Source organism: Candidatus Latescibacterota bacterium, from assembly GCA_020633725.1.
Lineage (GTDB): Bacteria > Krumholzibacteriota > Krumholzibacteriia > JACNKJ01 > JACNKJ01 > VGXI01.
The window spans coordinates 422,632-448,674 of sequence record JACKDC010000003.1 but is presented as its reverse complement, the minus strand read 5'-3'; the positions used below and the strand labels follow the sequence as shown (position 1 = coordinate 448,674).

The window sequence follows — 26,043 nt, the reverse complement described above, 5'->3', positions numbered from 1 at the left end:
TTGCGCCGGCCCCGCTCGGCCCTGCCAGAAGGCTGGCGGATGTGCTAGAATTGGGGACTCCGGGCGCCGCGCCCTTCCCCACCGGCGGCGCCACGGTCAGAACGAACGCACATCTCCGCCCCTCGAGGCCTGCGGGAGGCTCCGTTGCTCCGACTCGCCCCTGGCGCCCTGCTCTTGGCTCTCCTCGTGCTCTGCCCCGGCCTGTCCGTCGCCACCGTGCACGTGGTGGTGGCCGGCAGCGGAAGCATCCAGCCCGTGATCGACGCCGCCGCCCCCGGCGACACCCTCCGGCTCTCCGGCAACTTCTCGGGCGCGGGCAACGTGGGCCTCGACCCCGCGGGTAAGGACCTCGTCTACCTCGCGAGCGAGGCGACGGGCGCCACGTTCACGGCGGGCGGCCAGACGGTCTTCTTCTTCCGCAGCGGCGAGACCGCGGCCACCAGGGTCTCCGGGATCACCTTCCTGGGCTCCAGCAACGCGATCCTCTGCGACGGCGCGAGCCCCACGCTCAGCAAGCTCGACTTCACCGGCAACTACGGCAGCCCGTCCAGCGGCGTCGGCGGCGCGGGCCTTCGCTGCGAGAACGGCGCCTCGCCGCTGGTGGACGGCTGCGCCTTCAGCAGCAACGCGCACCTGCGCGGCGCGGGCGCCTGCGTGCTGTCGGGCGCGGCGCCGAGCTTCCTCGACTGCGACTTCAGCAACAACTCCGCGGCGCTGGGCGGCGCGGTCTACGTCGACGACGCCTCGCCGCTCTTCGTGGACTGCGTCTTCGCGGGCAACACGGCCTACCCGCTCGCGGACGTCGGCGGCACGCTGGTGGGCGGCGACGGCGGCGCCGTGCTCGCCACGGGCGGGCAGCCAGTCCTCACGCGCTGCGTGTGGACCGGCAACACGTCCCACGCCCAGGACGGCACGCCCGACCTCGGCGGACACGGCGGCGCGCTGGCGTTCGTCGGCGTGGCCGCGGCGCGCCTCGGCGGGAGCACGCTGCACGACAACGCGGCCGAGCGGGAGGGCGGGGGCGTCTACCTGGCGGGCAGCGCCACGGCGGAGCTGGACAGCAGCCTGGTGACGCTCAACCTGCCCGAGGGGCTCTTCGGCGCCGAGTCCGGCGCGCTGGACATCGCCTGCTGCGACGTCTGGGGCGACGGGGCGCCGGGCTACGGCGGCACGCTCGCCGACGCCACCGGCCTCGACGGCAACCTGGGCGAGGATCCCATCTACTGCGGCGCCGTGGGGGGCGCGCTGCCCCTCGGCCTGCACGAGAGCTCGCCCTGCCTGCCCGCCGGCAACGCCTGCGGCGTGCGGATCGGCGCCTACGGCCAGGCCTGCGCGGGGAACATCCACCGCCACGAGGTGCCGCTCGAGTACGCCACGATCCAGGCCGCGCTCAACGTCGCCGTGACGGGGGACAGCATCATCGTGGCGCCGGGCACCTACGCGGGCGCGGGGAACGTGGATCTGAATCCTCAGGGGAAGGACGTCGTGCTGCTGGGCGCGGGACCGGCGCTGAGCATCATCGACGGCGGCCAGGCCTCCCGCGGGCTGCTCATCGCCACCGGGGAGACCGCGGCGATGACGGTCTCCGGCTTCACGATCAAGGGCTGCCGCTACGCGCTGGGGCCGGCGATCACCTGCATCGGCGCCTCGCCGACCCTGGAGAACCTGATCCTGCGCGACAACATCTCGCTGTCGGACGGCGGCGCGCTGGTCTGCATCAACGCCTCGCCGCGACTGACCGACGTCCTGATCCACGACAACACCGCCTTCGACGACGGCGGCGGCATGTTCTGCGCCAGCGGCGGCTCGCCGCAGCTGACGCGCGTGCTCTTCTTCGACAACGACGCCACGGGCAACGGCGGCGCGATCTATGCCCAGGGCGCGTCGCCTTCGCTGCTGGACTGCACCGTGGCCTTCAACAACGCCGATCTCGGCGGCGCGGGGCTCTGGCTGCAGCAGGGCGGGCTCTGCACGCTCGAGCGCTCGATCGTGACCTTCGGGTACGGCGGCGGCGGCATCCACGTGGAGACGGGGGCGCTGCTGCAGGCCAGCTGCTCGAACGTCTTCGGCAACGGCGGCGGCGACTGGAGCGGCGACGCCGTGGACCCCCAGGGCGCCGACGGCAACCTGAGCGCGGATCCGCTCTTCTGCGCCCCGTCCACGCGCGACTTCCACCTGGACCAGGACTCGCCCTGCGCGGCCGCGAACAACGCCTGCGCGGTGGACATGGGCATCTACGGCGTGGCCTGCGACAACGTCCACCACGCGATCAGCGGGCGGCTGCTCACGGCGGGAGGCGTGCCGGTGGAGGGCATCGGCGTCTACGGCAGCTACTACGAAGCGCACACGGACAGCAACGGCGCCTACACGATCCTGGTGCCGGACCAGTGGTCGGGCAACGTGCTGCCCCTGGCCGTGCTCTACACCTTCGAGCCGACGCTGCGGCACTACGATCTGGTGGGCGCGGACATCCCCGACCAGGACTTCCTCGCGATCCGCGAGCGGCTGCACCGCGTGCCCTCGGAGTACCCGTCCATCGCGGCCGGCCTCGCCGTGTCGGTGGACGGCGACACGGTGCTGGTGGCGCCGGGCAGCTACGACGGCGACGACAACCGTCGGCTGGACTTCCTCGGCCGCAACATCGCCCTGCTCAGCGAGGGGGGCGCGGCGCAGACGGTGATCGAGTGCGGCGGGGCAGGCCGCGCCCTGAACTTCGAGAACGGCGAAGGGCCCGCGTCCGTGGTGGACGGCTTCACCATTCGCGGCGGTCACGTCTTCTACGAGTGGGAGTCCAGCAGCGGCGGCGGCATTCGCGTGAGCGGCGCTTCGCCCACCCTGCGCAACCTGGTGATCGAGGACTGCCGGGCGAAGAGCGCGGGCGGGGGCATCGCCATGGCCAACTCCGCGTCCCTGGTGGAGAACGTGGTGCTGCGTCACAACCAGGCCTACGACGTGGCCTACGGCAACGGCGGCGGGCTGGCGGTCTTCGGGGGCTCACCCACCTTCACGGGGCTGCTGGTGCATCACAACGTGGCCACGGAGGCGGGTGGGGGCGTCTACCTGAGCGGGGGCACGGCGAGCCTGGTGGAGGCCACCGTCGGCGACAACCAGGCGCAGCGCGGCGGCGGGCTGGGTCTGGCCTACGCGGCGACGCCGTCGCTCGAGCGGCTCCTGGTGACCGGCAACAGCGCCGGCTCCGGCGCCGCGCTCCACGCCGCGGACTCGCCGTCGGCGCCCGTCTGGGCCTGCAGCGACATCTTCGACAACGGCCCCAGTCCCTTCGGCGGCTTCGCCTCGGCGCCGTCGGGGGACAACTTCTCGCTCGATCCGCTCTACTGCACGCTCGGCAACGAGAACTACTCGCTCTCGGAGCAGAGTCCCTGCATGCCCGACAACAACGACTGCGGCCTGCAGGTGGGCGCCGTGGGCATCGGCTGCACGCTCACCGAGGCGGAGGGCGGTCCCGCGGCGTTCTACCTGGCGCCGAACCACCCGAATCCCTTCAATCCCGCCACGATGCTGCGCTTTGGCCTGCCGCGGCAGGCGTCGGTCACCCTGCGCATCTTCGACGTGCTGGGCCGCGAGGTCGCCACCCCGCTGGCGGACGTGACGCTGCCGGCCGGCGAGCACCGGCTGCGCTGGGAGGGACGCGGCGCGGACGGCCGCCCGTTGCCCTCGGGCGTCTATCTCGCGCGTCTCGAGGCGCTGGGGCAGATCGCCACACGCTCCATGCTGCTGGTCAAGTAGCGCGTCCTTGCCCTGCGCTTCCGCATCGCCCATGTTACCGAATTGAGGGACTGCGGACGCGGGGAGTGCGGCTTGCGCGCAGGCAGCTTCAGGTTCACCGGCATCGGTCTGCTCGCGGCGCTCGTGTCCGTGTGGGGCGTGGCGTCGCAGGCGCATGTGGCTCCGCCGGCGGCGCTCCAGGACGAGCTCCTCGGCAGCAAGATCATCGACGGCCGCTACGTGCTCAAGGTGGGCGGCCTGCAGATGAACGTCACCAACTTCGGGCTGCTCGGCTCCATGCCCGGCGAGGACCTGGAGATGTCCTTCTCCCCCTCGGCCCAGTGGCCCGCCGGCAGCGGCGTCGAGTTCCTGCACGTGGCCGCGCTCTGGGTGGGCGCGCGCGTGAACGGCCTGCCGAAGGTCAGCACGGCCTACCCCGATCCCGAGTTCTATCCCGGCGACCAGACCACCGACACCATGTACAGCAGCTTCGAGGGCGCCGTCGGCGGCAATCGCGTGCAGACGGCCTTTCCCGACGACGACGGCGACGGCGCCATCGACGAGGACCCCCTCGACGGCCTCGACAACGACGGCGACGGCCGCGTGGACGAGGACTTCGGCGCCATCGGCAACCAGATGCTGCGCTGCCGCTACCGCGACGACTACCCCCGCATCCTCGTGGACGCCCCCGACCACTACCCGCTGGGCGTCGAGGTGACGCAGGAGGCCTACCAGTGGGAGCAGCCCGAGCTGAGCGACGCCGTGGCGCTCGAGTACACGGTGAAGAACGTGGGGCAGAGTCCGCTGAGCGGCGTCTACGTCGGCCTCTACGTGGACCCCGACGTGGCCCACCGTTCGAACCCCCGGGGATACAACGACGATCGCATCCGCCTGCGGCGGAGTCTCGTCTGCCTGCGCCAGCGTCCCTACAGCCGCGCCTTCTACCTGGAGATGGTCGAGGCCTGGGACGGCGACGGTGACGCCGAGAACGCCCACCCGGCGCCCGGCCGCCTCGGTCTCATGCTGCTGGACACCACCACCGACGTGCTCGGCGAGGTGGCGCCCTGGTACGAGGGCTACGTGACGCTGCACAGCTACAACGAGTTCTCGCGTACGGCGCCCTTCAGCGAGGGGGGCGAGGCCGTCGTCGACGAGCAGCGCTACGAGCTGATGAGCGGCTACGGCACCGACAGCAACGACGGCGGCGACCGCGACTGGCGCTACCTCGTCTCGACGGGACCCTTCCAGCTCGCGCCGGGCGACAGCGTCTACGTGCGCTTCGCCTTTCTCGCCGCCGAGGACTCGCCCGCGCTCCTCGATCTCGCCACGCGCCTGGCCCTGGCCCAGGACGGCAGCTGGCACGATCTCGACGGCGACCTCCAGACCGGGCGCGACTGCAACGAGACCCTCATCTTCGATCCCACCCGCACCATCGAGTGGTACGACCCCTGTTCGATGGACCCCGACCCCATCGTGATCCCCAAGGGCAACCCGCTCTGGGTGAACGCGGACTGCGCCTGGGAGGGCGCCACCAACGGGTTCTGCGACAACATCCTCACCTGGTGCACCGGCGTGAACGGCCGGGAGACCCGGGTGCCCTGGATGCAGGCCACCGCGCCCCCGCCGCCCAACCTCCGGGTCTGGCCCACGGAGAGCGGCAACGTGCTCTTCTGGGACAGCTTCAGCGAGCAGGTGCCCGACGGCATCACGGGCAAGTACGACTTCGAGGGCTACCGGATCTGGCGGGCGGACAACTGGACGCGGCCGCCGGGCTCGTCGGCGTTCACCGGTCCGCCGGAGAGCCTCTGGATGCTGCTGGACGAGGCCGACCAGATCAACGGCCTCGATCCCGACCGCGGTCTCGACCGCCTGCGCTACCAGCCGGCCGTGGATCCCAACCTCGTCGGCTGGTACACCGCGGCCCTGATGGACCTGCCCTGGGTCGAGGACGCGCGGGACTACCTGCCGCCCGCGGGCTACAGCCTCGCCGAGGCGGACACGGCCATCGCGCTCGCCCGGGCCGAGCTGGGCCTGCCCCACGGCCGTCACTACTACCGCTACAAGGACACGGACGTCCGCGCCGGCCTGCCCTACTTCTACTCGATCTCGGCCACCGATCACGTCACCGTCACCGACGCGACCGGTCACGTGGTCGGCCTGGCCCGCGGGCGCGAGGGGAGTCCGAGCAACGGCTTCCAGCTGGCCGTGCCCAGCAGCCGCAGCCAGCCGGCCTGGGACTACGATCCCGGGGCGGTCTACGTGGTGCCGAACCCGGCCACCCGCGAGACCATGGCGCCCTGGACCCTGCAGCCCAACAACGACGACCCCAGCGGCCTCAAGGTGGAGTTCCGCCATCTGCCGGCGGCGGCCTGCACGATCCGGATCTGGACGCTGTCGGGAGACCTCGTGCAGGTGCTGCGCCACGACGCCACCGGCGCCATCGCCCAGGGCGACTACGAGTCCACGGGCAGCCAGGCCTGGGATCTCGTCAGCCGCAACGGGCAGCAGGTGGCCAGCGGCGTCTACCTCTTCACCGTGGATGCGCCGGGCTTTCCGCGCAAGCGGGGGAAGTTCACGCTGATCCGCTAGGCGGCCCTAGTAGAGCGCCTTGAGGGCGCTCCAATTGGACTGCAGGACAGGGAAGTCCTCCTGCGCATCGTCCACTCCGGTCGTAGTGGACGCCTCCACCACGATGTCGTCGTAGCTGGCGAGCTGGTGGTCGGTGTCCCCACCGATGTAGGCCATCAGCTCGACGCCGCCGCTGAGGTTGGCAGAGCCGCTGTCATTGTACGTCAGGATGTTCTCTCCATCCCAGTAGACGACAATCTGGCTGCCCTGGCAGTAGATCTCGAAGTCATGCCAGGGTCCGGCCAGGAACGCGACCTGGTCGTGCGAGCTGAGGAAGCGCCGCGTGCCGTTCACCCAGCTGAAGAGCCAGACGTCGCGGTAGGTGCCGTAGCGGACATCGAGTTCGTAGCCATTGCCCTGCCCCCGGGAGATCAGGCCGTCGGATCGAAAGCGAAGAATGTTGGCGACGCCGCCGTCGACGCGCACGCGGCCGCGGAAGTCATAGTCGGTCCAGCTGGAGTCGCCCGCGAAGGTGCTGTAGGCCAGATTCGTGCCCTCCACCAAGCAGTGGTAGCTGCCGCCCTCGACGTACCAGTCCCCCGAGAGGGGCGTGAAACCGTCGGCGACGCCGTCGTTGAAGTCCTCCTGGAGCAGAGTGGTCGCCGAGGCGGAGCCGGCGACGAGGAGGGTGAGCATACCGAGCGACAGGAGCCGCAGCAGACGAGACATCGGAAACCTCCTCCGGGTGGTGGGGCGACACTCAATTCTGACACCCGAAGGAGACCCGTTCAAGCGTGCCGCTACACGAATTCCAGCTCGTAGTGCACCACGCCGCCCTCGAGCCGGCTGCTCACCTTGCAGCCGCTGTTGTGGAAAACGGTCTGCATCGGCCGGTTTTCCTTGAGCACCTCCGCCGTGAAGCCGCTGATGCCGTTGCGGCGGGCGATGGTGATCAGGTTCCGCAGCAGGTAGGTGCCGATCCCGCGGCGCTGCCACTCGTCGCGTACGACGAAGGCCACCTCGGCGCGGTTCGTCACCGGGTCGAGGTAGTAGCGGCCGATGGCGACGATCTCGTCGCCGTGGGCTTCGGGCACGGTGCCCACGATGGCCACGTCGCGCCGGTGGTCCACGAAGACGAAGTCCAGCACCTGACGCTCGGGGATGCGCGTCATGGCCTGCATGAAGCGGTAGTAGACCGTCTCCTGGCTCAGGGCGTAGAAGAGGTCCTTCATGCGGGGCTCGTCGGTGGGGTGGATGGGGCGGAAGCCCAGCTGCGTGCCGTCGTCCAGCACGAAGCTGCTGCGCAGCTCCTGCGGACCCACCACGAGGCGGTCGCCCATGGCGCCCATCTCGGGCCGCACGTACTTCGCCTCCACGGCCTCCTTGAGCAGCTTCGCGCGGTAGTCCGGGTGCGCGATGCTGATCAGCGCCAGCGCCCGGTTCTGCACGCTCTTGCCGTGCAGGTAGGCCACGCCGTACTCGGTGACCACGTAGTGGACGTCCCCGCGCGTGGTCACGACCCCCGCGCCCGGGGAGAGGCGGCCGACGATGCGGGAGATCGAGCCGTCCTTGGCCGTGGACGGCAGCGCGATGATCGCCTTGCCGCCGTGGGCGCGCGCGGCGCCGCGGTTGAAGTCCACCTGGCCGCCGATGCCCGAGAAGAAGCGGCCGCCCACGGTGTCCGAGCAGACCTGGCCGGTGAGGTCGACCTCGAGGGCCACGTTGATCGCCACCATGTTCTGCTGGCGGCTGATCACGAAGGGGTCGTTGACGTACTCGGTGGGGTGGAAGGCGAAGGCGGGGTTGTCGTCGATGTAGTCGTAGAGCTTGCGGGTGCCCATGCAGAAGCTGGCCACCACCTTGTTCCGGTCGAGCGACTTGCGCGTGCCGGTGATCACGCCGCGGTCCACCAGGTCGATGATGCGGTCGGTGAGCATCTCGGTGTGGATGCCCAGGTCCTGCTTGCCGCGCATGTGCTCGAGCGCCGCGTGGGGGATGCGGCCGATGCCCACCTCCACGGTGGAGCCGTCGTCCACGAGCGCCGCCACGTACTCGCCGATCTGCCGGATCAGGGGGGTCGGCTCGGGGGAGTGCCACTCGATGAGGGGCTCGTCGGCCGGCACGAGCCAGTCGATGTCGTTGATGTCGAGCTGGCCGTCGCCGTGGGTCCAGGGCATCTGCGGGTTCACCTGGGCGATCACCAGCGCCGCGTTCTGCGCCGCGCTCTTGACGATGTCCACCGAGATCCCCAGCGACACGAAGCCGCGCTCGTTGGGCGGGCTCACCTGGATCATCGCCACGTCCAGCGGCAGCTGCCCCGAGGCGAAGAGCCGCGGGATCTCCGACAGGAAGATCGGCGTGTAGTCGCCGAAGCCCTCCTGGATCGCGTCGCGCACGTTGGCGGCGATGAAGAAGCTGTTCACGCGGAAGTTGCCCGCGAGCTCCCGGGTGGCGTAGGGGGCGTCACCCTGGCTCAGCATGTGGACGATCTCCGTGTCGGCCAGCTCGCCGGCGTGGGACGCCAGCGCGCGCACCAGCGCCTGGGGCGTGGCGCAGCTCGTGCCGATGAAGACCCGCTGGCCGGGCTTGATCTTGGCCACGGCCTGGTCGGGAGTGAGGATCTGCTCGCGGTACTGCTTCTGCCAGTCGGTCTGCAGGCTGGTGCTCACGGTCGCTCCTGCTCAGGCCAGGGTGATGCGGGCGTCGGCTACCACTGGCTCGTTGCCCGGCACGCCCACGATGAAGGGGTTGATGTCCAGCTCCGCGATCTGCGGGAAGTCGGTGGCGAGCTGGCTGATCCGCTGCAGGCCGCTGGCGATGGCCGCCAGATCCACGGCCTCCTTGCCCCGCGCGCCCTTGAGCAGCGCGTAGGAGCGCGTGCCCATGAGCATCTGCATGGCCTCGTCGGCCGTGATGGGCGCCAGGTAGAAGGTGACGTCCTTCATCACCTCCACGAAGATGCCGCCCAGGCCGAACATCATCATGGGGCCGAACTGCGGATCCCGGGTCATGCCGATGATGACCTCCGTGCCGCGTCCGCACATCTTCTCCACGTAGGCCCCGTCCAGCTGCGCGTTGGGCACACGGCGGGGGATGCGCATCATCATCAGCTCGAAGGCGTCGCGCACCTGGCCCGGCGTGGCGAGGTTCAGCTGCACGCCGCCCAGGTCCGACTTGTGGACCACCTGCGGCGAGGCGATCTTCATCGCCACCGGGAAGCCCACGCGCTCGGCCACTTCCATGGCCTCCTCGGCGCTGGTGGCCAGACGACCGGGGGGCACGTTGAAGTCGTAGGCGCGCAGGATCTCCTTGGCGGCCACCTCGCCGACCTGCTTGCGGCCGGTGCGCTCGTGGCGGTGGAGGATGCGCTCCACGCGCCGCCGGTTCACCGGGAAGCGCGTCACGATCCGCGGCGGCCGCTCCTTCCAGGCCGCGTAGTCGGCCATGGCCTTGAGCGCGCGCACGGCGCGCTCCGGCGAGGCGTAGTCCGGCAGGCCGGCGGCCACGAGCTCGTCGCGGCCCGGCATGACCTCGCGGCCGCCCATGAAGACCGCCAGCAGCGGCTTCTCGCCCCGGGCCTTGGCCGCGATGGCGCGCGCCGTGGCCGCGGGGTCCGTCATCGCCTGGGGCGTCAGGATGACGATGATCGCGTCGATCGACGTGTCGTCCTGCGCCGCCGCCACGGCCATGGCGTAGCGCTCGGGGCCGGCGTCGCCCAGCACGTCGATGGGGTTGCCCACGCTGGCCGCGGCCGGGAGCTGGCGCGCGAGTTCGTCGCGCAGCTTCTCGCTCAGGCTGGCGACGGTGAGCCCGCTTTCCTCCACCGCGTCGGCGGCCATGATGCCCGGTCCGCCGGCGTTGGTGATGATCGCCACGCGCCCGCCGCGGGGCAGCGGCTGCATGGCCAGGGCGGTGGCGGTGTCGAACATGTCCTCGAAACCCTCGGCGCGGATCACGCCCGCGCGCTTGAAGGCCGCGCCGTAGGCGATGTCCGCGCCCGCGAGGCTGCCCGTGTGCGAGCTGGCGGCCTTCCCGCCCGCCGCGGTGGTGCCCACCTTGAGGATGACCACGGGCTTCTTCGCCGCCACGGCCTCGGCGCGCTTGATGAACGCGTCGCCCGCGGTGATGTTCTCGAGATAGCCCACGATGACCTTGGTCGCCTGATCCTCGGCGAGCGCCTCGAGGAAGTCGGTCTCGTCGAGCTCGGCCTTGTTGCCGATGCTGATGAGCTTGGCCAGGCCCAGATGCCGCGCCGCGGCCCAGTCCAGGATCGCCGTGCAGAGCGCGCCGGACTGCGAGAGCACGGAGATGTTGCCCTGCACGGGCGTCTGCTTGGCGAAGGACGCGTTGATCCGCTCCTGGGTGTTGATGAGGCCGAGGCAGTTGGGGCCCATCATGCGCACGCCGGCGCGGCGGCAGAGCTGGGTGATCTCCTTCTCGAGCGCGGCCCCTTCGGCGCCGGTCTCCTTGAAGCCGGCGGTGATCACGATCACCGCGCCGGTGCCGGCCGCGATCGCGTCCGTCACGGCGGCCTTCACCGCGGGCGTGGGCACGGCGATCACCGTGAGGTCGGGCTTGCCGTCCATCTCGCCGAGGCTGTGGACGCAGTCGAGTCCGAGCAACGTGTCGGCCTTGGGGTTCACCGGGACGATGCGTCCCTCGAAGCCCGCCTCGATCATGTTGGCCAGGATCGCGTGGCCCACCTTGCCAGGGGTGGCCGACGCGCCCACGATCGCGACGGTGCGGGGGGCGAGCAGGGAGTCGAGCATGAGCGTACCTCGCTGTGCCCACGCGGGTCGCGTGGGCTTCCATGAAATCTCGGGCTAGAGGCTGCGGCCGTCGAAGCGCTGCAGGGCCTGGACGTAGAGCGCGCGCTCGTAGGCGGCGGGCTCGGCCACCGACTTCTGGCTCATGCTGCCCTTGAGCTGTTCGACGGACTCGTACTCGCGCTCCTCCATCCAGGAGCGGACGCCCTCGAGCAGCTCGCCGAAGACCTCCGGCCCGTGCCGGAACACGGCCGAGGCCAGCATGACGGCGTCGGCGCCGGCCATGAGCATCTTCAGACAGTCGGTGGTCGTGTGCACGCCGCTCGTGGCCGCGAGGCTCGCCTTCAGGTGCCCGTGCAGGATCGCGATCCAGCGCAGCGGCAGGCGCATGGCCTGTGGCGTGCTGAGCAGGATGTTCGGGCGCACCACCAGCTCGTCCAGGTCGAGGTCGGGCTGGTAGAAACGGTTGAAGAGGACGAGACCGTCGGCACCGGCCTGGTCGAGGCGGTGGGCCATCTCGGCCATGTTGCTGAAGAAGGGGCTGAGCTTCATGGCCACGGGGATCGAGACGCTGGCCTTCACGCGGGTGAGCACGTCCACGTAGATCTGCTCCACCTCGCGGCCCGACAGGTTCGGGTCGGTGGGGATGAAGTAGACGTTCAGCTCGATCGCATCGGCGCCGGCCTCCTCGAGGTGGCGCGCGTAGGCCGTCCAGCCGCCCTCGGAGACGCCGTTCAGGCTGGCGATCACGGGAATGTCGAGGCTGGCCTTGAGGCGGCGCAGCGTCTGCAGGTAGCGCTCCGGGCCGAGGCGGTAGTCCTCCTGCTCGGGGAAGTAGCTGAGCGCCTCGGCGAAGCTCTCCGTCCCGTGCGTGAGATAGTGATCCAGCTCGCGCGACTCGGCGAGGATCTGCTCCTCGAAGAGCGAGGGCATGACCAGGGCGGCGGCGCCGGCGTCCTCCGAGCGGCGCGCGGCGTCGAGGTCCAGGTTGATCGGCGAGGCCGACGCGACCAGCGGGTTCTTCAGCTCGAGGCCCAGGTAGCGGGTCTTCATGTCCATGACGGTCCTCCCGGTCACGCGTTCTCGTCGGTGGTCTTGTCTTCCGTCCCATAGTTCAGGGCGGCGAGCTGCTCGTAGAAGTGCCAGCGGGCGCGGACGTCCGCCTGGGCGTGCTTGACCAGCTCCGCCGACATCTCCGGCTTGCTCTTGGTCAGCATCTTGTAGCGGGTCTCCTGGTAGACGTAGTCCTTGAGCGGCAGCGTCGGCGCCTTGGAGTCGAGCTGCAGCGGGTTCTCGCCCTCGGCCGCCCGCTCGGGGTTGAAGCGGTAGAGCAGCCAGTGGCCGCTCTGCACGGCGGCCTTCTGGTTGTCGGTGCCCTTGCCCATGTCGATGCCGTGCGCGATGCAGTGGCTGTAGGCGATGATCAGGCTGGGGCCGTCGTAGGCCTCGGCCTCCACCAGCGCCCGGACCGTCTGCGCGTCGGAGGCGCCCATGGCGATCTGCGCCACGTAGACGTTGCCGTAGCTCATGGCCATCATGCCGAGGTCCTTCTTGCCCGCGGGCTTGCCGCTGGCCGCGAACTTGGCCACCGCGCCCATGGGCGTGGCCTTGGACATCTGGCCGCCCGTGTTGGAGTAGACCTCGGTGTCCATGACCAGCACGTTGACGTTGCGGCCGGAGGCCAGCACGTGGTCGAGGCCGCCGTAGCCGATGTCGTAGGCCCAGCCGTCGCCGCCCATGATCCAGACGCTCTTCTTCACCAGCATGTCGGCCAGGTCGGCGAGCCGCTTGGCGCGGGGGTCGTCCACCTTCGCCAGACGGGCCCGCAGCTGCTCCACGCGCTCGCGCTGGTCGTGGATGTCCGCCTCGCTCTTCTGCTCGGCGCCGAGGATGGCGTCGGCCAGGCCGGCGCCGACGGCGTCGCGCAGGTCCGCCAGGAGCTCGCGGGCGTACTCCGTCTGCTTGTCGATGCTGAGGCGGAAGCCCATGCCGAACTCGGCGTTGTCCTCGAAGAGGCTGTTGGACCAGGCCGGGCCGCGGCCGGCGGCGTCCTTGGACCAGGGCGTCGTGGGCAGGTTGCCGCCGTAGATCGACGAGCAGCCCGTGGCGTTGGCCACCACCATGCGGTCGCCGAAGAGCTGGCTGACGAGCTTCACGTAGGGCGTCTCGCCGCAGCCGGCGCAGGCGCCGCTGAACTCGAAGAGCGGCTGCAGGAACTGGCTGTCCTTGACCTTGGTCACGTTCAGCGCCCGGCGGTCGGGCTCGGGCAGGCCGAGGAAGAACTCGAAGTTCTCGCGCTCCTGGTCGCGGATGGGCGTCAGCGGCTCCATGTTGATCGCCTTGAGGCGCACCTCGGCCTTGTTCTTGGCCGGGCAGACGTGGACGCAGAGCCCGCAGCCGGTGCAGTCCTCGGCCGCCACCTGGAGCGTGTAGGCCTGGCCGGCCAGCTCCTTGCCCTTGGCGTCGGTGTGCTTGAAGGTCCCGGGCGCGCCCGCGAGCGCGGCGGGTTCGTAGATCTTGGGACGGATCGCCGCGTGGGGGCAGATCAGCGCGCACTTGTTGCACTGGATGCACACGGCCGGATCCCAGACCGGCACCTCCAGCGCGATGGCCCGCTTCTCCCAGCGCGCCGTGTCGGTGGGGAAGGTGCCGTCGGCGGGGAAGGCGCTCACGGGCAGGTCGTCGCCGCGCCCGGCGATGATCTCCGCCGTCACGCGCTTCACGAACTCCGGCGCGCGGTCGGACACCGGCGGCTTGAGCCCGGTCCGGCTGGTGACGGCCGCCGGCGTCTTCACCTCGTGCAGGCCGGCCAGCGTGCCGTCGACGGCCGCGTAGTTCTTGCGCACGACCTCCTCGCCGCGCTTCCCGTAGGTCTTCTCGATGGCCTTCTTGATCTGGGCGATGGCCTCCTCGCGCGGCAGCACGCCGCTGATGGCGAAGAAGCAGGTCTGCATGATCGTGTTGATGCGCACGCCCATGCCCGTCTCGCCGGCCACCTTGTAGGCGTCGATGACGAAGAGCCGCAGCCCCTTGTCCAGGATCGCCTGCTGCGTGGGCAGCGGGAGCGTCTCCCAGACTTCCTCGGGGCCGGCCTGGGTGTTGAGCAGGAAGACCGCGCCCGGCTTGGCCTTGGCCAGCATGTCGTACTTCTCGAGGAAGACGCTCTGGTGGCAGGCCACGAAGTCCGCGTCCTGGATCAGGTAGCTGCTGCGGATGGGCTTCTTGCCGAAGCGCAGGTGGCTGATGGTCATCGACCCGCTCTTCTTGGAGTCGTAGACGAAGTAGCCCTGCGCGAAGCTGTCCGTGTTCTCGCCGATGATCTTGATGCTGTTCTTGTTCGCGCCCACGGTGCCGTCGGCGCCGAGGCCGAAGAACATGCCCTGGAAGGTGCCCTTGTCGGCGACGGTCCAGGCCGGGTCGTAGTCGAGCGAACTCTGGGTCAGGTCGTCGTTGATGCCCACCGTGAAGCGGTTCTTGGACTTCGCCTTGCCCAGTTCGTCGAGCACGCCGCGGGCCATGGCCGGCGTGAACTCCTTGGAGGAGAGGCCGTAGCGGCCGCCGACCATGCGCGGCATGGCGGGCAGGGGCAGGCGGCCCTCGGCCTGCGCCTCGGCGAGGGCGGTGAGGACGTCGGCGTAGAGCGGTTCGCTCTGGGCGCCCGGCTCCTTGGTGCGGTCGAGCACCGCGATGGCCTTGACGGACTTGGGCAGCGCGGCGAGGAGGGCGTCCGCGGCGAAGGGACGGTAGAGGCGCACCTTGATCAGGCCCACCTTCTCGCCGGCGGCGTTCATCGCCTCCACCGCCTCGTGGGCGGTCTCGGCGCCGGAGCCCATCATGATGAGCACGCGCTCAGCCTCTGGATCGCCCACGTAGTCGAAGAGGTGGTACTGCCGGCCGGTGAGCTTGGCGAAGCGGTCCATGGCCGCCTGCACGTGCTCCGGGCACGCGGTGAAGTAGGGGTTCGCCGCCTCGCGGGCCTGGAAGAAGACGTCGGGGTTCTGCGCCGAGCCGCGCAGCACCGGGCGCTCGGGGCTGAGCCCGCGCTCGCGATGCGCGCGAACGAGCGCGTCGTCCACCATGGCGCGCATGTCGTCCTCGGTGAGCTGTTCCACCTTGAGGACCTCGTGGCTGGTGCGGAAGCCGTCGAAGAAGTGGAGGACGGGCACCCGCGCCGCGAGCGTGGCCGCCTGCGCGATGAGCGCGTTGTCCATGACCTCCTGCACCGAACCGCTGGCCAGCAGCGCCCAGCCCGTCTGGCGGACGCCCATCACATCGCTGTGATCGCCGAAGATCGACAGCGCGTGGGTGGCCACCGTGCGCGCCGACACGTGGAAGACCGTGGACGTCAGCTCGCCCGCGATCTTGTACATGTTGGGGATCATCAGGAGCAGGCCCTGGGAGGCGGTGAAGGTCGTGGTGAGCGCGCCGGTCTGCAGGCTGCCGTGCACCGCGCCGGACGCGCCGCCCTCGCTCTGCATCTCGACCACGGTGGGCACCGTGCCCCAGATGTTCTTCTGCCCGCGGGCCGAGTAGTCGTCGGCCAGCTCACCCATGTTCGAACTGGGCGTGATCGGGTAGATGGCGATGACTTCGTTGACCTTGTGCGCCACGTAGGCAGCGGCTTCGTTGCCGTCGATGGTCACCATTCTGCGGCTCATGCTGGTCCCTCCATGTGGAATTCGGGACCCAATTTACTGACAAGCGCACGGGCGCGCCAGCGAAGAAACTTGGTTTTCGGGCCGTAAATTATGTCTGACCGAGGCCGCTATTGGCTGTCTTCGGCCGCCCCCGGGGGCGGGTTGTTCAGCGGCGGCGCGTGTCTGGCGCTATCGGACCTCCTGGTCTCGCCCGCCCCCGGGGGCGGCTGGGGGCTGCCGCGGGAAGATTCTCTCGACTATCTGTCGTGCCGCCCTTGACGGCCTTCGTATGATACTATACATTGGTATCCCTCGCAAGCCTCCCGCTGCACTTTCCTGGGACTTTCATCATGCAGACTCGAGCCGACCGCGCCCGGCGACTGCACCGGGCTCTGACGACTGAACTTGAGCGACTGCAACGCCTCGAGAAGGGCGCGCTGCTCTCCTTCGCGTCGATCCTGGAGGAGGGGCTTTACCGCGAACTGGGCTACTCCTCGATCCATGCCTACGGGCGAGAGGCGCTGGGCTTCTCCGAGCGCAAGCTCTCGGCCTTCGTGCGCATGGCCGGTGCACTCGAGCGCCTGCCGGAGACACGACGCGCCGTCGAGTCTGGCGAGCTGCCCTGGACCAAGGCGCGGGAGCTCGTCTCGGTGGCGACGCCGGCGAACGAAGGCCGCTGGCTCGACGATGCCAAGCGGCTCGGCCGCCGCGCGCTGGAGCGCAAGGTGAAGGCGAGCCGGCCGCGGCCGCCGAGGAAGCGCCAGGATCCCCCGGCGCTGTTCGCGGCGGGCGAGCCCGAAGCGCGTCGCAGCGACGCCGAAGCCGCCGCGCCCCTGCGCGTCACGCTGAGCTTCACGCCCGAGCAGTACGCGCGCTGGGAAGCGCTGATCGAACAGCTTCGCAAGGACGGGCAGCTAGACCCGAAGGAAGAGCTGGTGCTCGCAGCGCTCGCCATCCGCCCCCGGGGGCGGGTGAAGCAAGCCGCCACCGTGATCATTCGCCGCTGCCCGGACTGCGGGGCGCAGGCCTACGTCACGGGCCGCGGCGAACTGCCCGCCCCCGGGGGCGACCCGCCGCGCACGCTCACGCCCGCGCTGCGGCGGAAGATCCTCGCCCGTGACGGCCACCGCTGCCAGGGTCCGGGCTGCACGAGCACGCGCTTCCTCGAAGTTCACCACCGGAAGCCCCGCGCGAACGGCGGCACGAACGACCCGAGCAACCTGATCACGCTCTGCAGCGCGTGCCATCAGCTCCATCACGAGCGGGGCCTCGCGCGGGCGGTCGTCGCCGGGGCGAGCGCGCGCGGCTCGCCCTGACTGACGCCGCTGCACGAAAAAGCCCGGCGACACGGGGTCGCCGGGCTTTGGAGCTTCCGCGGAACCGCGGCTACTGCAGGAGCAGCATCTTGCGGGTCTGGGTGTGGTCCGGTGCGTCCAGGCGGTAGAAGTACACGCCCGAGCTCACGCGCACGCCCGCGTCGTCGCGGCCGTTCCAGTCGACCGTGTGCTCGCCGGCCTCCAGGTGCTCGTCGATGAGCGTGGCGACCTGGCGCCCGTTCACGTCGAAGACGAAGAGGCGCGCCTGCCCGGCATCGGGCAGGGAGAAGCGGATCGTCGTCTTCGGGTTGAAGGGGTTCGGGTGGTTCTGGCCCAGCGCGAAGACCGCCGGGACGGTCTTGGGCGTGCCGGGCATATACCGGGCGAGGCCGCCGGCCACCGTAAGCGTGTAGCTGCTCGTGGCGCCGAGGTAGCCGTCCACCCGCAGGTAGTAATGGCCCGCGGCGGCATTGTAGCTGCCGGCCTCGGGGTTGGAGGTGGTGTAACCGCGCGCGACTTCGGTCAGCGACGAGTTGTAGAGGTACCAGTCCAGGTCCGCGCTGGAACCGATCGCCACCGAGATGTTGATGTTCCCGGCAGTGGCGACGTCCAGGTAGAACCAGTCGTCGTCGCTGCTGCTGGAGATCGTGCCCGCGACGGCCGTGCCATCGCCCACGGGGCCGTTGGCCGTGCTCGAGTCGCCGTTGGGCTCGGTCTCGGCGGTGATGCCGCTGCCGCCGCCCGAGCCTGCCGTGACGCTGATGTCGTCGAAGGCGAAGCCGTCGGTGGCGATGGGGTAGTTGTCGTACTGCTGGAACTTCACGACGAAGCTGCCGTTGAGCGCGAGCCCGTTGGCGCTGGCGAGCGCGTCAAGGTCCAGCGTGAAGTGCTGCCAGGTGTTGTTCGCGTAGCTGGCGCCGTTCAGGTTCTGCACCTTCACGAAGCTGGCGCCATCGTTGCTGGAGAAGTAGACGCCGTCGGTGCTGTGCGTCTCGTCGCCGAACTCCTTCCACCAGAAGTCCAGCACCACGTCGGTCTGGCCGGCGAGGTCGAGCAGCAGCCAGGCCTCGTTGGTGGCGTAGCTGCCGCTGGTGGAGGTGTCCATGGTCATCTGGTAGCTGCCCGAATGGGGCGAGTTCGCGCTGGTGATCAGCACGCGGCCGTTGCCGGTCGAGGCGGTGGTCCAGTAGCTGTCCACCGCGCCGGACTCGAAGCCGGTGCTGTAGGGCACCGTGGCGCGATCGCCGCCGCTGGGCACCGTGATCGTGAAGTTGCTGTTGCTCGCGTCGGAGGCCGTGCCGCCTGACACGCGCACGCGGCCCTGGGTCGTGGCCTCGGCGGGCACGGTCCAGGTGTAGCTGCCGTCGTTGGCCGTGCTGCCGGTGATGCTGGTCCAGCTCGAGCCGCCGTTGGTGGAGTAGTCGATGCTCACCGTCGTGAAGGTGCCGGTCCAGCTCCAGGTGATGCCGGCGGCGTCACCCGCGGTGAAGTTCTCGCCGCCGTTGGGCGCCGTCACCGTGATCGCGTCGGGCGGCGGGGCGCTGCCCTGGACGGTGATGTCGTCGAAGGCGAAGCCGTCGGTGCTGATCGGGTAGTTGTCGTACTGCTGGAACTTGACGACGAAGGTGCTGGTCAGCGAGAGGCCGTTGGCGGAGGCGAGCGCGTCGAGGTCCAGCGTGTAGTGCTGCCAGGTGTTGTTCGTGGTGCTGCCGCCGTTCAGGTTCTGCACCTTGACGAAGCTCGCGCCGCCGTTGCTGGAGAAGTAGACGCCGTCGGTGCTGTGCGTCTCGTCGCCGAACTCCTTCCACCAGTAGTCCAGGTCCACGCCGGTCTCCCCGGAGAGGTCCAGGTGCAGCCAGGCCTCGTTGGTGGCGTAGCTGCCGCTGGTGGACGTGTCCATGGTCATCTGGTAGCTGCCCGAGTGGGGCGTGTTGGCCGTGGTGATCAGCACGCGGCCGTTGCCGCTGGACGTGGTCGTCCAGTAGCTGTCCACCGCGCCAGACTCGAAGCCGGTGCTGTAGGGCAGAGTGGCGTAGTCGCCGCCGGTGGAGACGTTGATCGTGAAGTTGCTGTTGCTGGTGTCGGACGCCGTGCCGCCGCTCACGCGGATGCGGCCCTGGGTCGTGGCCGTGGACGGCACGGTCCAGCCGTAGCTGCCGTCGTTGGCGGTGCCGGTGACCACGGTGCTCCAGCTCGCGCCACCGTTGCTCGAGAAGTCGATGTTCACGGTGCTGAAGCTGCCCTGGCTGGTCCAGGTGATGGTGGCGCTGCCGCCGCCGGTCAGCGTCTCGCCGCCGTTGGGATAGGTGACGGTCACCTGGTCCGTGGTCGTGCCGCCGCCGACCGCCGCCGCCGCGTCCACCATGCCGTAGCCGGTGTAGCGGTCCCAGCCCGTGCCGGACTCGACGCTGGTGATGTCCTGCGCCGTGCTGCGCAGCTGGGTGCGCACCTGCGCCGGGGTCCAGCCCGGGTTGGCGGCCTTGATGAGGGCGCAGACCCCCGCCGCGTAGGGCGTGGCGCAGCTCGTGCCGTTGAACCACTTGGAGTAGTCGCTCGGATCGTAGCCCGCCGAGCCGAGCAGGTCGGTGGTGGGCAGGATCGTGGGGGCGATCACGTCGACCGCGCTGGCAGCGCCCTGGGAGGTCGAACCGTAGTTCGAGCCCCACCAGCGCTCGCCGTCGCAGGTGTAGCCGTTGGGGTCAGCATTCACCCCGGGGTTCAGCTCGCTGCTGTTGCTGCTCGAGCGCTTGCGCTCGCCGCAGGGGGAGGCCGCGCCCACCGCGATCACGTACTGGTTGATCGCCGGGTAGCTGATGGTGCTGGCGTTCTCGTTGCCCGTGGCCGCGAGGATCGTCACGCCGGCGTTGTAGGCGTACTGCAGCGCGGTGTCCGTGGCCGGGTCGCTGCTGATCGCCGCGCCCAGGCTCATGCTGATGATGTCCGCGCCGTTGTCCGCCGCGTGATAGAGCGCGTTCTGGATGGACGAGAAGTACATGCTGCCGGCGCTGTTGGCCACCTTGAGCGGCATGATGCTGCAGTCGGCGGCGATGCCGGCCGTGCCGAGGCTGTTGGTCATGGCCGCGGCCACGCCGGCGCAGGCGGTGCCGTGGCCGGGGGAGGCGGAGTTGTCGTCCGGGTTGCTGTCGTTGTCACCGTAGTCGTAGCCGGCGACCTGGCGCAGGTCCGGATGACCCGCCTCGACGCCGCTGTCGATGATGGCGATGATCACGCCGCTGTTGCCGAAGCCCTGCGCGCCGTCCCACGCCGCGTGGGCGTTGGCGTCGAAGCCGGGCGTGCCCACCGGCGAGCCGTTCTCGTGGCTGAAGGTGGACCAGTCGTAGCTGAGGAGCTGGGCCGTGTTGTTGTGGCCCCAGTGCAGCGAGTGCATGGGGTCGGAGGGCACGACCGCGGGGAAGGCCCGCCAGTCGACCGTGGCCGCCTCCACCTCGGGCAGGTCGGCGAGGCGCCGCGCCAGCTGGTCCGCCGCCACGCGCGCCGTGAAGTCCACGATGAACCAGCGCTCCACGCCCAGCGCCTCGGCCTGCCGCTGATCGGCGGGCGTGGCGTAGGCGCGGCGGACGGTCGCCGCCTGCACGGAGGCGAGCACTGCGTCCACACGGTCGATGCCTGTGCGGGCGGCGGGCAGGGCCGCGTCGCGCGCGAGCGTGCCGGGGATGATCGATGCCTCCATGGCGTCCTGCTGGAGCTTCACCAGGACGCGGCCCGGGGCGAAGAGCGGGAGGGCCTCGCCTCGGGCCTGGAAGCCGGATTGAACCGGGGTGAACTCGCGCGTGTTCGCCGCGGCCGCGGGGCCGGGCAGCGCGAGCAGGATGCAGAGGGCCAGGGCCAAAGCCGCCGGCGCCAGCGCCTTGTGAAGCGCAGCTTTCATCGCGATCCTCCTCGATGCTGGGGTTGTGGCGCGGATGGGGAGACCGCGCGAGGGGAGCGATGTGCCGGCTCCCCCATGCTCGTAGATGTAACATGCGTGCGCTAGCCTGTCTGCAAAAAAGCTGATTGAGGAGGAGGATTCTCGGCGATACCGGGCAAGTCCCTGCGCAAGTGAGGGTTGTCGACGTTTACGTCCAGGGAGGCGACAGTGTCCTTGATTGATTACACGTCCCGACTGGCATGAGACTTCTTTCACGATAACTGCTTGCCCGCGCGCGCCCATGCGCGTTGTGTCCGGACCAGCGCTGGCGCTACAATTGAGCCGCTCAAGCCGGGAGGTCCGCCATGTCACGCCACGCCCCGTGGTTCGTCGCCCTCGCCCTGATCCTTCCCGCCCTCGCCCACGCCGACGCCGGCGACCAGATCTGGCGCTTCCAGGGCATCGAGGACATCAACGCCATGGCCACGCTGCCGGATGTCGACGGCGACGGATCCCCTGACATCGTGGTGGAGACCTACGACGCCGGCGCCGCGGGCGACCATCTCTACCTGCTCTCCGGCGGGATGGGGGACCCGCCGCCGGTGATCTGGTCGGCCCGGCCGAGCAGCGGCGTCAGCGACGGTGGCGGCGACGGCGACAACTGCCTCGAGGTCTGCGGCGACCTCTCCGGCGACGGCTTTCCCGACGTGCTGCTGGGCACGGCCTGGGGCAACCGCAGCGTCCACGCCATCGACGGCCGCACCGGCGCCCTGCTCTGGACCTTCGACTCCTACGACACGCCCGCCTCGGGCTGGGTCTACGACGTGAGCGCCGTCCCCGACATCGACGGCGACGGCCTCCCCGAAGTCGCCTGCGCCCTGGGCAGCGACAGCAACAGCGGCTACCTCTTGAGCGGCGCCGACGGCGTTCCCCTCTGGCGCTTCTACCATCCCCTGGACGCGGTCTACATGGCCGTGGCCCTGCCGGACGTGAACGGCGACGACGCGGCCGACGTGCTGTTCTGTGCCGGCGACAACGACCACAGCGTCTACTGCGCCAGCGGCGTCGGTGTGAACGGTGTTGGCACCCAGCTCTGGGTCCGCGACACCGGGGCCAGCAACTACGCCGCCACCCTGGTTGACGATGTCAACGGCGATGGCGTCGACGACGTTGTCATCGGCAACTGGGGCCAGTCCGCCCAGGTGCGCTGCTACAGCGGCCGCGAGGGCAACCTGCTCTGGACCTTCGACAACGGCAGTTTCCAGTACATCATGCGGCTCGTCACCCTCGATGACGTCAACGGCGATGGCGTCCGCGACGTTGCCATCGGCTCCTGGGATCGCGCCGTGCGCGTGGTGAGCGGCGCCGACGGCGCGCTGATCTGGCAGTCCTGGGCCGGCACGCTGAACGGCGGCGACTTCTGGGCCGTGGACAGGGTGGACGACGTCACCGGCGACGGCGTGAACGAGGTCATCGGCGGCTCCTTCGACACCAAGGTCTACCTCTTCAACGGCGCCGACGGCGACACGCTCTGGATCTTCGCGGCCGGCGCGCGCCTCTTCAGCGTGCGCGGCACCGACGATCTGAACGGCGGCGGCCCCGACGTGCTGGCCGGCACGCAGTACCTGACCAGCGGCGGCTGGGCCTACGCTATCGAGGGCGGCGTGGACCTGACCGCCGTCCCGCCCGCGGTGGCCGTGGACGGCCGCGCGCTGCGCAGCCAGGACGGCCCCGTGCGCCTCCGCTGGGAGAGCAGCGAGCCGCTGCCCTTCAACGTCTACCGGCTGCTGCCGGCGCCGGAGGCCGCGCAGGGCCGCGCGGCGCTGGCGCAGCGCTTCCGCGAGGGCGGGATCAGCCAGCGCGAACTGGTGGCGGCGGTGAAATCCGAGCCTGAGACGAGTCCGCAGCCGCTGAACCCCGAACCCCTCGAGCCCAGCGCGGAGAACGGCCGCTGGCGGTACACCTTCGACGACGCCGCCCCCGCCGGCGGCGCCCGCTACGAGCTCTACGGCCTCACGGCGGACGGCGCCGAGTTCCTGCTGCTCACCCTCGAACCCGAGGACCTCGCTCCCGCGCTCATCCAGTCGGCCTCGCTCGCGCCCAACCCCTTCAACCCCCGCTGCACGCTGGACTTCACGCTGGGCGCCCCGGCCTCCGTGAGCCTGGCCGCCTATGACGTCCACGGCCGCCGCGTGGCCACGCTTCCGGCGCGGGACTTGCCCGCGGGCGCGCAGAGCCTGCGCTGGGACGCGCAGGGCGACGACGGCCGCGCCCTCGCGGCCGGGGTCTATCTGCTCCGCCTCAGCGCCGGGGACGAGCACCGCACCCTCCGCGCCGTGCTGCTGAAGTAGCCAGAGGCTTGACTTCGGCCCCCCGGGCCGCTTGACTCCCTCCAGCCCCGGCGGCCGACCGCGCTGCCGGGGCGATGCCGATACCCGAGGAGCCCCATGCGCGCCGTGAGCGTCACCTACCGCTGCAAGAGCCTCAAGAAGATGAAGCGCTTCTACACCCGCGTCCTCGGCTGGGACGTGAGCGAGGAGGGGCCGAACTTCTGCTACCTGGACACCGGCGGCCTCACGCTGGGACTCGTGGAGTCCGAGCCCGGCGCCTGGGACGCGCCCACCGGCGACTCCACGTTCCTCGACGTGGAGATCGACGATCCCATCACCCTGCGCTCCGTGCTCGCGGAGCGGGGCGTCGCCATCTTCAAGGAGGAGCTCACGGACGCCGCGCTCTTCCTGCACGTGCGGGATCCGGAGGGCAACCTGATCAGCTTCTTCAAGGCGACCAGCCACTGAACGAGGAGATTCGCATGCCTCGACGCGGCGCCCTACCCCTGGCCGCCCTGCTGCTGCTTTCCTTCGCGACCGCCGCGTGGGCCGATCGCGTGGCGCTCCACGCGGCCACGCTGCGGGCGGGGGAGCCCCTGCCCGCCCTGCAAGGCCCCGCCGCCACGGACGCCCTGCGCATCCTGCAGTTCGACCACGCGCCCGGCCGGCGCGACCGCGATCGGATCGAGGGCGTGGGCGCGCGCATCCTCGGCTACCTGCCCGACGACGCCTATCTGCTGCGCGCGGAAGACGCCGTGCTCGCGCGCCTCGCGGCGCTGCCCGGCGTCGACCTGCTCACCGACTATCGACCGTCCTGGCGCGTCGCGCCGCGCGCGCGGGTCGCCGCGCGTGACGCGGCCGGCCCGCTCACGCTGACGGCGCTGCTCGCCGACGGCGCGCCCGTCCGCCTGCGGGCGGATCAGGCCGCGGCGCTGGGCGCGCGCGTCGAACGCACGGCCGACCGGGAGCGGCGCCCGCGACTGTGGCTCAGCGCGCCCGCCGGCGCGCTCGACGCCCTGTCGGCGCTGCCCGATCTGCTCTGGCTGGAGCCGGCGGCGGAGCTCTCCGACCGCATGAGCCGCGTCCCCTGGATCGTGCAGAGCGGCATCTGGCACAGCACGCCGGTCTGGGACCACGGCATCCACGGCGAGGGGCAGATCGTGGGGCACATCGACTCGCAGCTCGACGACACCGTCTGCTGGTTCGCCGATCCCGAAGGCGATCCCATCGGGCCCGACCATCGGAAGATCGTCTACCGCGGCCCGCAGATCGCGCACGGCCAGACCCACGGCACGCACACGGCCGGCATCCTCTGCGGGGATGCGGCGCCCATCGACGAGACCATGGGCACGCAGTTCAGGGGCATGGCCTGGGCCGCACGCATGGCGCACTCCGACTACCAGGAGACGGGCTACGACCTCTACGGCGACCTCGTCACCCACTACGAGCACGGCGCGCGCGTGCACAGCAACTCCTGGGGCAGTTCCGAGCAGGCCTACACGGCGCTCTGCGCGGACATCGACGCCTTCAGCCACGACTACGAAGAGAGCGTGGTGCTCTTCGCCGTGGCCAACGGGGCCATCGGCGCGCCGCTGGGCTCGCCCGAGAACGCGAAGGACGTGGTGGGCGTGGCCGCCGCCCACATCGAGGAGTCCGTGGGCGACTTCAACGCGCACGCCAACGGGGGCAGCGGCCCCACGCAGGACGGCCGCCGCAAGCCCGAGGTGTTCACGCCGGGGGCCGGCGTCTGGGCCGCCGACTCCGAGGCCGACTGCGGCCTCCGCGCGATCTCGGGGACGTCCATGGCCTGTCCCTCCGCCGCCGGGGCCGTCGCGCTCATCCGCCAGTACCTCACGGACGGCTTCTACCCCAGCGGCGCGGCGACGCCCGCCGACTCGCTGGCGCCCAGCGGCGCGCTGCTGCGCGCGCTGCTGATGAACGCCACCGTCCCCATGGACAGCTTCCCGCCCGGCTATCCCAACGACGTGGAAGGCTGGGGACGCGTGCTGCTCGACGACGCCCTCTTCTTCGCCGGCGACAGCCGCGAGCTCTGGCTCGCCGACCGCCGCAACGCGGAGGGCCTGGACACGGGCGATCGCTACATCTACCGGATCCAGGTCGAAACCGCCGGCGAGCCGCTGGCGGTGACGCTCGCCTTCACGGACCCGCCGGCGCAGCCCGGCGCGCTGACGCCGGTGGTGAACGATCTCGACCTGGAGGTCGTGGGGCCCGATGGCCTGTTCCTCGGCAACGTGTTCGACGTCGACGCGGGCGAGTCCATGCCCGGCGGCGATCCCGACGCGCTGAACATGGTGGAGCGCGTGCTGGTCAAGGCGCCGACGCCGGGCGAGTGGGAGATCCGGGTGCGCGGCCGTCGCGTTCCCCTCGGGCCCCAGGGCTACGGACTCGCCGTCAACGGCGACCTCGGCGAGTCGGTCACCGCCTACCTCGAGGATCCGGCCTTCGTCCGCCTGGAGAACCCCTTCCCCAACCCCTTCGTGGCCGGTGGGGGAGCGACGCTCTCGCTGCGCGCCGAACTGCGGGCGGACCAGAGCGTGGCGCTGCGCATCTACGACGTGGCCGGTCGCCGGGTCGCGCGGCTCGGCGGCGCGGAGCAGGGCGGCGAGGTGGACCTGCGCTGGGACGGCCGCGACGACGATGGCAATCCCGCGGCGAGCGGCATCTACTTTGCTCGGCTGGAGACGGCGGGCGGCGGTGTCTCCCAGGCCGCACGGATCCTGCTCCTGCGCTGAGCGGGGGCGGGCGTCCTCGGGTCATATCTGCCGGCACGGCAGGACTTTCCCATCATCAGCCAACTGGACAGCCCCCCTG

12 protein-coding genes are annotated in these 26,043 nt (G+C 70.5%); 6 read left to right on the top strand and 6 right to left on the bottom strand.

Going from position 1 to position 26,043, the window contains the following annotated elements; all coding sequences use genetic code 11:
• Positions 1 to 144: 144 nt before the first annotated feature.
• Together H6693_09120 and H6693_09115 are read left to right on the top strand one after the other, a co-directional pair.
• Positions 145 to 3,747, top strand: coding sequence for a right-handed parallel beta-helix repeat-containing protein (locus H6693_09120; GenBank protein ID MCB9516344.1), 3,603 nt, complete (start codon positions 145 to 147; stop codon positions 3,745 to 3,747).
• A gap of 72 nt (positions 3,748 to 3,819) precedes the next feature.
• On the top strand, positions 3,820 to 6,315 hold the full coding sequence (locus H6693_09115) for a hypothetical protein (protein MCB9516343.1): 2,496 nt from the start codon (positions 3,820 to 3,822) through the stop codon (positions 6,313 to 6,315).
• 6 nt (positions 6,316 to 6,321) lie between these two features.
• Here the strand turns inward: H6693_09115 and H6693_09110 are convergent, their stop codons facing one another.
• The 5 genes from H6693_09110 to nifJ form a co-directional block, all read right to left on the bottom strand.
• Entirely contained in the window at positions 6,322 to 7,023 is a 702-nt protein-coding gene (locus tag H6693_09110; GenBank protein MCB9516342.1) for a hypothetical protein, read from the bottom strand.
• Between the two features lie 71 nt (positions 7,024 to 7,094).
• Positions 7,095 to 8,963, bottom strand: coding sequence for a GNAT family N-acetyltransferase (locus tag H6693_09105; GenBank protein MCB9516341.1), 1,869 nt, complete (start codon positions 8,961 to 8,963; stop codon positions 7,095 to 7,097).
• A 12-nt stretch (positions 8,964 to 8,975) separates the two neighbouring features.
• Positions 8,976 to 11,063 carry an acetate--CoA ligase family protein gene (locus H6693_09100; protein MCB9516340.1) on the bottom strand — a complete coding sequence of 696 codons (2,088 nt, stop codon included), beginning with the start codon at positions 11,061 to 11,063 and terminating at the stop codon, positions 8,976 to 8,978.
• A gap of 54 nt (positions 11,064 to 11,117) precedes the next feature.
• A complete protein-coding gene (locus tag H6693_09095; protein MCB9516339.1) occupies positions 11,118 to 12,119 on the bottom strand; it encodes a dihydroorotate dehydrogenase-like protein in 1,002 nt (333 codons plus the stop codon).
• Positions 12,120 to 12,133: 14 nt separating this feature from the next.
• Entirely contained in the window at positions 12,134 to 15,718 is a 3,585-nt protein-coding gene (nifJ, locus tag H6693_09090) for a pyruvate:ferredoxin (flavodoxin) oxidoreductase (protein MCB9516338.1), read from the bottom strand.
• A gap of 329 nt (positions 15,719 to 16,047) precedes the next feature.
• Between nifJ and H6693_09085 the strand changes: the two genes are divergently transcribed.
• Positions 16,048 to 17,013 (top strand): HNH endonuclease, encoded by a 966-nt coding sequence (locus tag H6693_09085; GenBank protein MCB9516337.1) that lies wholly within the window; start codon positions 16,048 to 16,050, stop codon positions 17,011 to 17,013.
• A 70-nt stretch (positions 17,014 to 17,083) separates the two neighbouring features.
• Here H6693_09085 and H6693_09080 read toward each other — a convergent pair whose 3' ends face one another.
• Positions 17,084 to 20,902 (bottom strand): S8 family serine peptidase, encoded by a 3,819-nt coding sequence (locus H6693_09080; GenBank protein ID MCB9516336.1) that lies wholly within the window; start codon positions 20,900 to 20,902, stop codon positions 17,084 to 17,086.
• A 344-nt stretch (positions 20,903 to 21,246) separates the two neighbouring features.
• Between H6693_09080 and H6693_09075 the strand changes: the two genes are divergently transcribed.
• The 3 genes from H6693_09075 to H6693_09065 all read left to right on the top strand — a co-directional run bounded on the left by H6693_09075 (position 21,247) and on the right by H6693_09065 (position 25,964).
• On the top strand, positions 21,247 to 23,232 hold the full coding sequence (locus H6693_09075; GenBank protein MCB9516335.1) for an FG-GAP repeat protein: 1,986 nt from the start codon (positions 21,247 to 21,249) through the stop codon (positions 23,230 to 23,232).
• Positions 23,233 to 23,328: 96 nt separating this feature from the next.
• Positions 23,329 to 23,679: a VOC family protein gene (locus H6693_09070; GenBank protein ID MCB9516334.1), complete on the top strand. Its 351-nt coding sequence runs from the start codon at positions 23,329 to 23,331 to the stop codon at positions 23,677 to 23,679.
• A 14-nt stretch (positions 23,680 to 23,693) separates the two neighbouring features.
• Positions 23,694 to 25,964 (top strand): S8 family serine peptidase, encoded by a 2,271-nt coding sequence (locus H6693_09065; GenBank protein ID MCB9516333.1) that lies wholly within the window; start codon positions 23,694 to 23,696, stop codon positions 25,962 to 25,964.
• Positions 25,965 to 26,043: the final 79 nt, after the last annotated feature.

Excerpts from the sequence above, each read along its gene's own strand:
- H6693_09110 (MCB9516342.1), bottom strand. The coding sequence starts at position 7,023 with ATGTCTCGTCTGCTGCGGCTCCTGTCGCTCGGTATGCTCACCCTCCTC.
- H6693_09100 (MCB9516340.1), bottom strand. The coding sequence starts at position 11,063 with ATGCTCGACTCCCTGCTCGCCCCCCGCACCGTCGCGATCGTGGGCGCG.
- H6693_09095 (MCB9516339.1), bottom strand. The coding sequence starts at position 12,119 with ATGGACATGAAGACCCGCTACCTGGGCCTCGAGCTGAAGAACCCGCTG.
- nifJ (MCB9516338.1), bottom strand. The coding sequence starts at position 15,718 with ATGAGCCGCAGAATGGTGACCATCGACGGCAACGAAGCCGCTGCCTAC.
- H6693_09085 (MCB9516337.1), top strand. The coding sequence starts at position 16,048 with ATGCAGACTCGAGCCGACCGCGCCCGGCGACTGCACCGGGCTCTGACG.
- H6693_09080 (MCB9516336.1), bottom strand. The coding sequence starts at position 20,902 with ATGAAAGCTGCGCTTCACAAGGCGCTGGCGCCGGCGGCTTTGGCCCTG.
- H6693_09075 (MCB9516335.1), top strand. The coding sequence starts at position 21,247 with ATGTCACGCCACGCCCCGTGGTTCGTCGCCCTCGCCCTGATCCTTCCC.
- H6693_09070 (MCB9516334.1), top strand. The coding sequence starts at position 23,329 with ATGCGCGCCGTGAGCGTCACCTACCGCTGCAAGAGCCTCAAGAAGATG.
- H6693_09065 (MCB9516333.1), top strand. The coding sequence starts at position 23,694 with ATGCCTCGACGCGGCGCCCTACCCCTGGCCGCCCTGCTGCTGCTTTCC.